The sequence below is a fragment of the Halomonas sp. MMSF_3323 genome (assembly GCF_030733595.1).
Classification (GTDB): Bacteria; Pseudomonadota; Gammaproteobacteria; order Pseudomonadales; family Halomonadaceae; genus Halomonas; species Halomonas litopenaei.
In genome coordinates this window covers 1-11,606 of record NZ_JASHIT010000035.1, presented here as the reverse complement: position 1 = coordinate 11,606, position 11,606 = coordinate 1, and the positions used below count along the sequence as shown (strand labels likewise).

Sequence of the window (11,606 nt, the reverse complement as noted above, 5' to 3'; positions counted from 1 at the left end):
AAAGACGCCGGAGTCACCTGCTGGCCCTGCCGTGGTGAAGCTCCGCCGCACTCTGGTCTAGTGGTTGGATTACCAGACCAGTTGAAACGAAATCTAGGCGGGGTGTTCCGGACCAGTCAACCTGTTCGAGCAAAAACTAGACCTTTGTCTAGCAGATAAGCGAAAACGACAAGGAGTAAGTTTCGACAGGTGACGATCTGGTCTAACATTCAGACCAGATAACCAGGCCGACGACCCCATCGAAAGTCCCGGTTAGGCCACACCAATAGCGAGACGAACACGTGACTCGGCAGCACCAGACGCTTGGTCGACATCGTCGAGCAACGCCGACGCATCAGGGAGACCACGCCATGGAAACCTCGGCCTTCGCCTTCGAGAAGACCCTGAAGAACAAGACAAAAAAGGACATACTGGCGGACAAGCTGGTGGGCATGATTCTGGATGGCCTGTTGCGCGACGGCGACGTGATGCCAAGCGAGCGGGACCTGGCGCAACTGTTCGGCGTCAGCCGCGAGACGGTGCGTGGCGCCATGTCGCTGGTCAGCGGCTACGGCCTGATCAGCGTGTCCCACGGGGCCAAGACCCGGGTGTGTGCCTCGGACAAGGCACTGGAGGCCTATCGTCGTCAGCACGGCTTCGACGAGGGCCACGCAGTCAATCGCCACGACGTCGACAGCGTGTTCGAGAGCCGCATCGTGGTCGAGGCCGCCATTGCCCGCAAGGCCGCCATGAACATCGACGACGATGGGCTTATGCGGCTGGAGCGGTTGCTGGAGGCCCAGGCAGCGATGTTCGACTCCCCGGTGCCCTTCCAGCTGTCGGACCAGAACTTTCACAAGCTGATCTCGGAGTACGCCCGCAACGAGATCCTCGCCGGCTACAGCGAGGAGCTCTACGCCTACGGCCTCAATGTGCGCCGCCAGGTGATGATCGAACCCGGCGCCATCGAGCGCAGCTATCGCGAACACTGCCATATCCTCGAAGCCTTGCAGCGCCGTGACCCCGACGCCGCCGAGCGCGCCATGCTGGCCCACCTCGACAGCGTCTACCGCACCACCCGGGCGAAGCTTGGGCAAGACCAGGGGCAGTAACACCCATTGGCAACCCGCACCGGGACGAGCCGGAGAGAACCGCTAGAAAGCTAGAAGGCGAGCATGCCCCCAAGCCCAGCTACCCACAGGCCGATACCAAAGCTTGCGTGCGCCGTCAGGCTGCGAAGCCTGGCGATGTTTGGCTGAGGGGTCCTGCGCGCGGCGATGCCTGCGCCCAGCCCCGGTTGCAGTACCAGAAAAGGGGCGAGCACCGTCACCACACCGAACACCAGCGCGGGCACGAACACCGGTCGTTGCTGCCAATCCGATCCGACAAGCACCAGAAACACCAGGGCGAACACCACGCCCGTCAGATAGTGAAACGTCCACCCCAGCGCCGTATCTGCGCGTATCGGCGCGCTTCCCGAGATGGGGCGATGGACGACAGTGCCTCCCGCCAGGTGACCCAACCAGCGCCCCACCAGGGCGTAGTCCAGAGAGGGAATGCCGAGTACCCGGCGCTGCGCCAGCGCGACGACATCCATGAAGGCGGTCGCCCCCACGCCAAGCCAAAGGGCATCAACCAGAAGTTCTGCCACTGCACTACTCCTTCAGCAAAGAGAGCCCGCTGCCGAGCCGATCGAAGAGAAACGCATCCTGAGGATCAAGAGACGGCAAGGTTGCGCGCTCTCTTGCAGATTCAGGCAAAGCCGAAGTAGCTTACGACCTCAAGTCAACTTGAGGTCAAGCGCCATGCTCGACATCTCCGAGGTCTCCCGGCAAAGTGGCGTTGCCGCGTCGAAACTGCGCTATTACGAAGAGATCGGGCTGATCTGCTCGATCGGACGTAGTGGGCTGCGGCGGGTCTTTGCGCCGGACGTGCTGTCACGCCTGTCGCTGATCGCCCTGGGACAGGCGGCCGGGTTTTCGCTGGCCGAGATAGGCGACATGCTTGGCCCGGAAGGCAAACCCGACATCGACCGCGAAAGACTGGGTGCCAAGGCGGACGCCCTGGACCGGCGCATCAAGCAATTGAGCGCGATCCGCGATGGCCTGCGCCATGCCACGACCTGCACCGCACCTCGTCACCTGGATTGCCCCACCTTTCAGCGTCTGATGCGCATCGCGCTGGCCAGGCAGTCAGCGCGAGGGCCTGGGCGACAAGGGGCGAAAGCGGCGAAAGCGGCGAAAGAGGCGAGAACCCAGCAAGGACGAACAAGACTGAGGCGAGATGGCTGAACGGATCTCTGCCACCAGCGCAAAAAAGGCCCGACTCCTCGAAACAGGAGCCGGGCCTTTTTCGACACGCGGATCAGGACGCCGGATCGGGTCAGCCGGGACGACGCTGAGCGCCTAAAGTAAGCACTTACATATCCCCAAAGCGTGATTGCAGAAGCGTCAGCGCGACCACCGGGGCAGTTTCGGTACGCAGGACCCGTGGTCCCAGGGTCAGCGCCGCAAATCCTTGTGCCGTCGCCGCCTCGACCTCGCGGGGGGACAGGCCACCCTCGGGGCCGATCAGCACGCAGGCGCTGGCGACATGCTCGGCGCGCTCGAGCACGCCTGGCGTACCCGGGTGGAGCACCAGCCTGAGCGCCTCGTCACGCTGGCCCAGCCACTCGCTCAGCGCCTGCGGGGCCCTGACCTCGGGCACCGTGGCGCGGCCGCACTGCTCGCAGGCGCTCACCGCCACCGCCTGCCAGTGGGCCAGCTTCTTTGCCTCACGCTCGCCCTTGAGGCGCACATCGCCGTGCTCGGTGTACAGCGGAGTGATCGCGGCGACGCCGAGCTCCACCGCCTTCTGGATGGCGTAGTCCATGCGATCACCCTTGGAGATCGCCTGCCCGAGATGGACGGACAAGGGCGATTCGCCGTTTCCATCGCGCACTTCGAGTATGTGAACGCTTACTTTCTTGCGATCGGACTCGGAGATGTCGGCACGGGCTTCGCGACCCTGACCGTCGAACAGCACCAGGGAATCACCGGGCTTGAGCCGCAGCACGCGCCCCACATGTCGCGCGGCTCCTTCGGGCAGAACGACGTCGCCGCCGGCGACAAGCGCGGCGGCGACGTGGATGCGGGGGCCCTGGAAGGCGGCGTCGCTCATCAGTGGGCGGTCGGCGCCTGCTCGCCCTGGGCAGTGCCCTGAGCATCGCCCTGCTCGGCCTCGCGGCGCTTCTTCTGGGCGTAGAGCGCCTCGAAGTTGACCGGTGCCAGCATCAGCGGCGGGAAGCCGCCACGATTGACCAGGCTGTCGACACACTCGCGGGCGTACGGGAACAGCACGTTGGGGCAGAAGGCACCCAGGGTGTGGTCGAGCTGGTCACCTTCGATGCCGGTGATGCGGAACAGGCCGGCCTGTTCGATCTCGGCCAGGAAGCAGGTGGTGCCGCTCTCGCTGTGGGTGACCTGGGCGGTGACCTTGATCACCACCTCGAAAAGGCCGTCGGCGACCTTGGTGCTGCGGGTGTCCAGGTCGAGGCCGACCTTGGGCTTGAACGGCTGACCGAAGACGCCAGGTGAGTTCGGCGCCTCGAAGGAGATGTCCTTGACGTAGATGCGCTGCAGCGAGAACTGCACCTGCGGCTTTTCCTGATCCTGCTGACCGGCGGCCTGGGCGCCAGCGTTCTGGTTGTTGTCGTCTGCCATGAGAAAGATCCTTGAATCGGGTAATCAGAAATCGTGCGGACGGTCACTTCTTGACGATGGGCAGGTTATCGGTCTGCCACTGGGTCATGCCACCCTTGAGCTTGAACACGCGCTCGAAGCCAGCCTTCTTGAGCTTGGCCGCCACGGCACCTGAGCTCTGGCCGTGCTTGCACACCACCACGATGGGCGAGGCCTTGACCTTGTCGAGCTCGTTGATACGGGAATCGAGGCTGCTCTGGGGAATGTTGCGAGCGCCGGCGATGTGTCCCGCCTTGAAGTCGTTCTTGTCGCGAACGTCCAGAATTACCGCGTCTTCGCGGTTGACCATCTGGGTCGCTTCGCTGGTGGTGACGCCACCGGCGTTGGCGTTGCGCAGCTCATACAGCAGCCAGGCCGTCAGCACGGCCAGGAAGGCAGCCACCAGCAACGGGTGATTCTGCACAAATTCGAACAGCTGATCGATCATGGGGTCGGCTAACTCTCGTCGGATGCAAAAATGGTGGTGGCCTGGGTGGCGAAATCGGCGTCCATGGCCTTTGTTACAAGATCTATGTCACAAGACCGGTGCCTCAAGGCCGGTGTTGCGAGTCCAGTCTACAGACCGGACGACGCGAGACGCAGGTACGTTGCCCGCGCTCGATCACCGCTACCCGCCGCAGGGCGGCCAGTATACACGACTCGGGGGCGATGCCGCCTGCCTCCGGACACTGCCTCGTCGGGTCAATGACGACCGCTGCCAGCGTGCGATATGATGCCGCAAGGAGGATCGTGTCGCGAGCCTGAAACCGCAAGCCACGAGACTCACGAAGACGCGCCGATTCTATTGTCGGGCGCGCTTCCCGAATCGCCAGGCACCAGCGTTTACCCACGACACCCCAGGACATCCGGCGACGACGCCAGGCGTCGAGCGCCAACAAAAGGATGCCGGGCGAGGTCATCTTGAGCTAGAGGCAATTCCTCATGACGGATACTGCGACCGCACCGCGCCCGGTGGCGCTGATCATCCTCGACGGCTATGGACACAATGAAGACGCCGCGTCCAACGCCGTCGCCGCCGCCGACACCCCCAACATGGACCGCCTGTGGCAGCAACGCCCGCACACCCTGATCCACACCGATGGCCGCCACGTGGGCCTGCCGGACGGTCAGATGGGCAACTCCGAGGTCGGTCACATGAACCTCGGCGCCGGGCGCATCGTCTACCAGGACTTCACCCGCATCACCAAGGCCATCGAAGACGGCGAGATCGACGACAATGCCGTGCTGACCGCGCCCATCGACGCGGCGGTGAAGGCGGACAAAGCGGTCCACCTGCTCGGCCTGCTGTCACCCGGTGGCGTTCACAGCCACGAGGATCACCTGCTGGCGGTGGCCGAGATGGCCGCGCGGCGTGGCGCCAAGCGCATCTACCTGCACGGTTTCCTCGACGGCCGCGACACCGCGCCCAAGAGCGCCAGGGCCTCCATCGAGCGCGCCAACGCCAAGCTCGCCGAGCTGGTGGGTCAGGACAACGGCTTCGTCGCCTCGATCATCGGCCGCTACTTCGCCATGGACCGCGACAACCGCTGGGACCGCGTCGAGAAGGCCTATCGCCTGATCACCGAGGGCCATGGCGAGCACCAGGCCGAGAGCGCCGAAGCCGGCCTCGACGCCGCTTATGAGCGTGGCGAGACCGACGAATTCGTCGCCGCCACCAGCGTGCGCCCGAACGGCAAGCCGGTCGCTGCCGAAGACGGTGATGCCGTGCTGTTCCTGAATTTCCGCGCCGACCGCGCCCGCGAGCTGACCCGTGCCTTCGTGCTCGAGGACTTCGACGGCTTCAACCGTCAAGTACAGCCGACGCTGGCCGCCGACGGCCTGGTCATGCTGACCCAGTACGCCGCGGATATTCCCGCGCCCTCGGCCTTCCCGCCAGCCGACCTGAACAACACCCTGGGCGAGGTCATGGAGAAGCGCGGCAAGACCCAGCTGCGCATCGCCGAGACCGAGAAGTACGCCCACGTCACCTTCTTCTTCTCCGGCGGCCGCGAGAAGGAATTCGAGGGCGAGAAGCGCGAGCTGATTCCTTCACCCCAGGACGTCAAGACCTACGACGAGAAGCCCGAGATGAGCGCCTTCGAGCTCACCGACACCCTGGTCGACGCCATCGACGGCGGCAGTTTTGACCTGATCATCTGCAACTACGCCAACGGCGACATGGTCGGCCATACCGGTGACTTCAACGCCGCCAAGGCCGCCATCGAGGCGGTAGACAAGTGCGTGGGCCGGGTGGTCGAAGCGATCGAGCGCGCCGGCGGTGCCTGCCTGATCACCGCAGATCACGGCAACGCCGAGCAGATGGTGCACCCCGAGACCGGCAACCCCCAGACTGCGCATACCACCTTCCCGGTGCCGCTGGTGTACGTGGGCAGCCGCGAAGCCCGGCTAAAGGACGGCGGTCGCCTGTGCGACCTGGCGCCGACCCTGCTGACCATGATGGGCGAGTCGGTGCCGGAGGAGATGACCGGCGAGGTACTGATCGAGCTGTCGTGAGACCTCTGCGCACCGCAGCCCCAGTCGCGCCTTCGAGGCGCCAGCCCGGCAGCTGCCCACCACCACGTACGACGCCGCCCCGCCCGGGGCGGCGTTGTGGGTTTGTCCGCGCGGCTGTCGCCCTGGGCGCAGCGGTCCTGTGGCTGGGTGGCCTGCCGCTCACTCCTGTGACACAGGCCGGCCTGCCGCTCGCTCAGGCCAGTCCCAGCGAGCAGCAGGCCAGGCAAAGGCTCGACGCCATCGGCGAGCGTATTCAAGAGGCCAGTCAGCGCCTGGCCAGCACCGATAGCGCCCGCGACCAGGCCAGCGAGGCCCTGCGCGAGGTGGAAACGGCACTGGCCGAGACCCATCAGCGCCTGGATACGCTGCAGGCCGAACACCGCCGGCTCGACCAGGAGATGGCCGAGCTTGCGCATCGTCGAGAACTGATGGAAGCCGAACGCCGGGAGCAGCGGGCAGCCCTGGGTCGTCAACTCGATGCGCTCTATCGCATGGGCCTGACACCACAGTTGAAGCTGCTGCTGAATCAGGACGACCCAGCACGACTGGACCGCCTGCAGGCCTATCTCAACCATCTTGCCGACGCCCGCAACGAGCGCCTCGATCTGCTCGCTGAACTTGACCAGCGTCTGGAGGACAACCGCCGCGAGCTCGAACACCGCAGCGAGGAGCTGGCTTCCCTGGAGGCCGATGTGGCGGCCCGTAGCCAGGCCCTGGCCAGGCAGAGCCGCGAGCGCCAGGCGCTGGTGGCACAGCTCGACCAACGCTACGACACCGAGGCCTCGAAGCTGGCCTCGCTGGACCAGGACCGGGCCCACGCCGAGCGGGTCCTGCGCGAGGTGCAGGAAACCATGGCACGGCTCGAGCGCCCGCCGCCGTCCACCGCCATCGAGCGCACCCGAGGCGACCTGCCGTGGCCGGTGCAGGGCATGATGCTGTCGCGCTTTCGCGAATCCCGCGGCGTCCACCGCAACGGCATCCTGATTCAGGCGCCATCCGGGACTTCGGTCGAAGCGGTTCACCCCGGCCGGGTGGTGTTCGCCGACTGGATGCGCGGCTTCGGCAATCTGCTGATCGTCGACCACGGCGACCAGGTGATGACCCTCTACGCCCACCTGCAACGCTTCGAGACGGAGGTTGGCAGCCGTGTGGAGCGTGGCCAGACACTGGGCCGCGTCGGCGTCAGCGGAGGCCGCGACGCGCCGGGGCTGTATTTCGAGGTACGCCGTGGCGGTGACCCCATCGATCCTGGTGGCTGGATCGCGCGGCGCTGAGCACACGCCATTTTCAACCATCCGGCCTAAGGCTATGCTTGAACCTTGCCCCTACGTCGAGCGGAGACCGCATGACCGAACCCCGAGCCGCCCACCGTCCCTCGCGCCTCAAGACACTGACCGGGACTTGCCTTGCGTGGTGCCTCGCCGCGTCCCTGGCCTGGCCTTCGCTGGCCAGCGCCCAGGCGACCGACGATGATCTGCCGATCAGCGAGATCCAGGCCTTCTCCGAGGTGTTCGAGCGGATCAAGCGCGGCTACGTGGAAGAGGTCGATGATGCGACCCTGCTCAAGAACGCCATGCGCGGCATGCTCTCGGAGCTGGACCCCCACTCCAGCTACCTCGACGCCGAGGCCTATCGCAACCTGCGGGAGACCACCGAAGGCGAGTTTGGCGGGATCGGCATCGAGGTCGGGCTCGACGACGGCCAGCTGACGGTGATCTCGCCGATCGACGACACCCCGGCCGAGCGCGCGGGACTTCAGGCTCAGGACGCCATCCTGCGCATCGACGAGACCCCCACCGATCGGCTATCCCTGCAGGAAGCGGTGGACATGATGCGTGGCGAGCCAGGCACCGAGATTCGCCTGACCGTAGTCGGCGCCGGCGATGGTGCTCCACGCGAGGTCACCCTGGCCCGGGAAATCATCCGCACCGACAGCGTAAGGAGCGACATCCTCGAGCCCGGCTACGGCTATCTGCGCATCAGTCAGTTTCAGGCCCGCACCGGCGAGCAGGTCGAGGATGCCCTGACCGAATTGCGCGACCAGGGGGCCCTGTCAGGCATCGTACTGGACCTGCGCAACAACCCCGGCGGCGTACTGCAGTCGGCGGTGGACGTGGCCGACGCCTTCCTCGACCGTGGCCTGATCGTCTACACCGAAGGGCGCCTGTCCGATAGCGACATGCGCTTTTCGGCGACCCAACGCACCGCGGCGCCGGACGTGCCGCTGGTGGTGTTGATCAACGGCGGCAGCGCCTCCGCCGCAGAGATCGTCGCAGGCGCCCTGCAGGACCAGCGCCGTGGCGTGGTGATGGGCACCGAAAGCTTCGGCAAGGGCTCGGTGCAGCAGATCATGCCGCTGGGCAATGGTGAAGGGCTCAAGCTGACCACCGCGCTCTACTACACCCCTAACGGTCGCTCGATCCAGGCCCAGGGCATCGAGCCCGACGTCGAGGTCGTGCGCGGCCGGCTCGAGGTCGCCGATACCAGCAACCTGCGCATTCGCGAGTCTGACCTGGAAGGACACCTTGGCGATGGTGGAGATCGCGCCGGCAGCAGCCGCAGCGATCGGCTGGACGGCGACTACCAGTTGGGCGAGGCACTGAATCTGCTGAAGGCGCTGAACGTGATCAGTCAGCGCGATACGCGCTAGGCCGGGCGACTAGGCCCCGGCCCGCACTCGGCCTGCCCCCTAGCGACAGCTAAGCGGCAGGCGTCCGCGTGAGCCGGTGGCCTGCTGCATGATCAGGCGCTTGATCGGAGACAGCCGGTCGACGCCGGAAAGCCCCAGGTTGCGCGCCAGCGTCAGGCCCGGGTGGCGGCTGCCGAACAGACGCCGAAAGCCTTCCATCAGCACCAGCATCATGGCGTTATCGCCACGCCGACGTCGCTCATAGCGGGCCAGCAGGCTCAAGCCGCCAGGTGCCACGCCGCGACGGCGCCCGTTCAGCAACTCTTCGGCCAGTACCGCCGCATCGAGAAAGCCCAGATTCACCCCCTGGCCGGCCAGGGGGTGAATGCTGTGAGCGGCGTCGCCGATCAGCGCAAGCCCCGGCAGGTGGTAGCGCTCGGCGTGGCGCTGGCTGAGCGGAAAACTCCTGGCCTCATCCAGCACCTCCACCGTCCCCAGGCGATGATCCAGCGCCTCGGCCATGGCCTGGCCCAGCGCCGCCGGCGAGAGTGCCGCAAGACGTTCGGCTTCCTGCGGGGTGGTGGACCAGACGATCGAGCAGTAGTGGCTGTCTCCCGCCACCGTCAGCGGCAGGAAGGCCAGGGGGCCGGTGGCCAGAAAGGCCTGACGGGCTACACCGCCGTGACGCCGCTCGGTCTTCACCGTGGTCACCAGCGCGCACTGCCCGGTGTCTTGTTCACGTACCGCTATCCCGGCCAGTTCGCGCAGCGGTGAACGTGCACCGTCGGCGCCGACCACCAGCGGGGCGGCCAGCACGCTGCCATCATCCAGGGTCACCCGCCGACGAACGGCGCCGTCGTCCAGCGCCACCACCTTGCGACCATGCAGGCGTTGCACCTGAGGCAGCCTCGACAGCTCGGCTTCCAGCGCCGCAAGAATCACATCGTTTTCGACGATATGGCCAAGCACCGGTACGCCGGCCTGATCGGCGCGGAAGCCGACCTCGCCGGAGCCATCGGCGTCCCACACCTGCATGGCGGTGTAGGGCGTGGCGCGCCAGGCGTCGATGCGCGGCCAGGCACCGAGGCCTTCCAGCAACCGTCGAGACACCGGGGTCAGGGCGCTGACGCGGGGCGCCGGCACACTGCCCGGCAGGTCATCCGAGTCCAGCGGGCCCGGACGCGGGTCCACCATGGCGACCGTCCAGCCTTCCCGTGCCAGCAGCACGGCCAGTACGGCACCTACCATGCCGATACCGGCGATCACCACATCGACTCCCGTCGGCGCTGCCTTGGCGGCTGAACCCTCTGCCTGCTCCTTCATCGGCGTCTCGCTCTCCCAGTCTTCCTGACAATCACTGACTCGCTTGCACCACGTGCCTTTGCGGATTCGCCCTCAGGGGTCCTTTGCGGATTCGCCCTCAGGGTCGCGGCAACGCAGCGCACCCAGTGTACCGCCAAGGGCAATCCTATGCTCGACCGCCAGGCTTTCAGGGTCAGTGCCTGAAGGCTGCCTGACGCCACGGGAAGGTCCTGTAGGCCAGATGACACGCGGGCCAGGGTTGCCCCTACCCAATTATCGTTCGCTGCCCATGGCCCGCCTGGCGAGGCCCCGCCTCAGCGGCCCTGCGAGGTTCAGGCCAATCAATCCCGCGGCACGGGCGTGGGACAGCAGTGGCTGGTCGATGCCGAACAGCCGAATCAGGCCGTCGCTGAAGCGCACCACATTGCGCTGGTCCGCTTCGCGGCGTCGCTCGAAGGCGGCCAGGGTCGCCGCGCTGCCAGGCGCCTGGCCGGCCTCGAGCCCTTGCTCGATGGCCTCGACCAGGTCGATCACCCCTCGCAGCGCGAGGTTGAAGCCCTGGCCCGCCACCGGGTGCAGGGCATGGGCGGCGTTGCCCAGCACCGCCAGTCCCGGCCGTGTCGTCTCCCGCGCGGTGACCAGCGACAGCGGGTAAACGTGACGCTGGCCGACCTTGACGAAGGCGCCGGCTCGATCGCCAAAGGCGGCCTGCAGCTCTTCGAGAAAGGCGCGGTCCGACAATGCCAGACGGCGCTGTTCGCTGCCCTTTTCATGGGTCCACACCAGCTCCATGGCCTGTCCCGGCAGCGGCAGCAGCGCCATCGGGCCTTGCCGTGTGAAGCGCTCGTAGGCGACGCCCTGGTGGGGGCGCCCGACCGCGACATTGGCGATCATTGCCACCTGATCGTAGGGGGCCGCATCGCTCTCGATCCCCAGCGCCTCCTTGAGGCCAGAGCGACCGCCGTCGGCCAGCACGGTCAGGCCGGCTTCCAGCACGCTGCCGCTGGACAACCACAGACGATGGCCTGCGGCCACGGGTTCGATACGCTCCACCCGAGCCGGACAGTGCCAGTCGAGCGGCAGTTCGGCCAGGCGGCGGTGCAGCACCCGCCCCATCCAGGCGTTGGGTACCACGTAGCCGAGCGCCTCGACGCCCATTTCGTCGGCACGCAGGCGCGTCGCACCAAGGCGCCCCTTCTCACTGACATGGATCAGCGAGATCGCGCTGGCCTTCGCGGCCATGGCCGACCACACCCCGAGGCGCGAAAAGTGCGCGGCGGACCCCGCCGCAATGGCGCTGGCGCGGGCGTCGAAGCTTGGCTGCCAGGCGTCGTCTTCTCCCGCCGAAGGCGCTGCTTCCTGCGGCGACGGTGCGAGCGGTGCCATCGGTGCGGCCTCGACCACCGCGACCTTGAGGCCGGAATGTTCGATCAATTCCGCCAGGGCCGCCCCCAGGCTCGCCC

Annotated in this window: 11 protein-coding genes; 5 read left to right on the top strand and 6 right to left on the bottom strand. The window is 66.6% G+C overall.

The annotated features are described in order from the left end of the window. The first annotated feature begins 350 nt into the window (after nucleotides 1-350). Nucleotides 351-1,091: a FadR/GntR family transcriptional regulator gene (locus RBB39_RS16790; protein WP_108449615.1), complete on the top strand. Its 741-nt coding sequence runs from the start codon at nucleotides 351-353 to the stop codon at nucleotides 1,089-1,091. A gap of 50 nt (nucleotides 1,092-1,141) precedes the next feature. Here the strand turns inward: RBB39_RS16790 and RBB39_RS16785 are convergent, their stop codons facing one another. Further along, nucleotides 1,142-1,630 carry a DUF2938 domain-containing protein gene (locus tag RBB39_RS16785; protein ID WP_306169209.1) on the bottom strand — a complete coding sequence of 163 codons (489 nt, stop codon included), beginning with the start codon at nucleotides 1,628-1,630 and terminating at the stop codon, nucleotides 1,142-1,144. A 154-nt stretch (nucleotides 1,631-1,784) separates the two neighbouring features. Here RBB39_RS16785 and RBB39_RS16780 point away from each other — a divergent pair, with 154 nt between their 5' ends. Continuing rightward, nucleotides 1,785-2,270: a helix-turn-helix domain-containing protein gene (locus RBB39_RS16780; protein ID WP_306169208.1), complete on the top strand. Its 486-nt coding sequence runs from the start codon at nucleotides 1,785-1,787 to the stop codon at nucleotides 2,268-2,270. A gap of 127 nt (nucleotides 2,271-2,397) precedes the next feature. Here RBB39_RS16780 and RBB39_RS16775 read toward each other — a convergent pair whose 3' ends face one another. The 3 genes from RBB39_RS16775 to RBB39_RS16765 are packed head-to-tail and all read right to left on the bottom strand — an operon-like array spanning nucleotide 2,398 to nucleotide 4,146. Then, complete coding sequence (locus RBB39_RS16775) at nucleotides 2,398-3,138, bottom strand: 16S rRNA (uracil(1498)-N(3))-methyltransferase (protein WP_222568012.1); 741 nt, start codon at nucleotides 3,136-3,138, stop codon at nucleotides 2,398-2,400. Further along, a complete protein-coding gene (gene secB / locus RBB39_RS16770; protein WP_045990989.1) occupies nucleotides 3,138-3,680 on the bottom strand; it encodes a protein-export chaperone SecB in 543 nt (180 codons plus the stop codon). Before secB ends, RBB39_RS16775 begins: the two co-directional genes overlap by 1 nt. A 43-nt stretch (nucleotides 3,681-3,723) precedes the next feature. After that, nucleotides 3,724-4,146 (bottom strand): rhodanese-like domain-containing protein, encoded by a 423-nt coding sequence (locus tag RBB39_RS16765; protein WP_045990988.1) that lies wholly within the window; start codon nucleotides 4,144-4,146, stop codon nucleotides 3,724-3,726. A gap of 494 nt (nucleotides 4,147-4,640) precedes the next feature. Between RBB39_RS16765 and gpmI the strand changes: the two genes are divergently transcribed. The 3 genes from gpmI to RBB39_RS16750 all read left to right on the top strand — a co-directional run bounded on the left by gpmI (nucleotide 4,641) and on the right by RBB39_RS16750 (nucleotide 8,862). Continuing rightward, nucleotides 4,641-6,212, top strand: a complete 1,572-nt coding sequence (gene gpmI / locus RBB39_RS16760; RefSeq protein ID WP_108449612.1) for a 2,3-bisphosphoglycerate-independent phosphoglycerate mutase — start codon at nucleotides 4,641-4,643, stop codon at nucleotides 6,210-6,212. Between the two features lie 167 nt (nucleotides 6,213-6,379). Then, nucleotides 6,380-7,486 (top strand): murein hydrolase activator EnvC, encoded by a 1,107-nt coding sequence (locus tag RBB39_RS16755; RefSeq protein WP_306169207.1) that lies wholly within the window; start codon nucleotides 6,380-6,382, stop codon nucleotides 7,484-7,486. A gap of 71 nt (nucleotides 7,487-7,557) precedes the next feature. After that, a complete protein-coding gene (locus tag RBB39_RS16750; protein ID WP_306169206.1) occupies nucleotides 7,558-8,862 on the top strand; it encodes a S41 family peptidase in 1,305 nt (434 codons plus the stop codon). Nucleotides 8,863-8,901: 39 nt separating this feature from the next. Here the strand turns inward: RBB39_RS16750 and RBB39_RS16745 are convergent, their stop codons facing one another. Then, entirely contained in the window at nucleotides 8,902-10,164 is a 1,263-nt protein-coding gene (locus RBB39_RS16745; RefSeq protein ID WP_306169205.1) for a UbiH/UbiF/VisC/COQ6 family ubiquinone biosynthesis hydroxylase, read from the bottom strand. A gap of 252 nt (nucleotides 10,165-10,416) precedes the next feature. Beyond that, the coding region (ubiH, locus tag RBB39_RS16740) for a 2-octaprenyl-6-methoxyphenyl hydroxylase (RefSeq protein WP_306169204.1) at nucleotides 10,417-11,606 on the bottom strand (1,190 nt) is incomplete at its 5' end.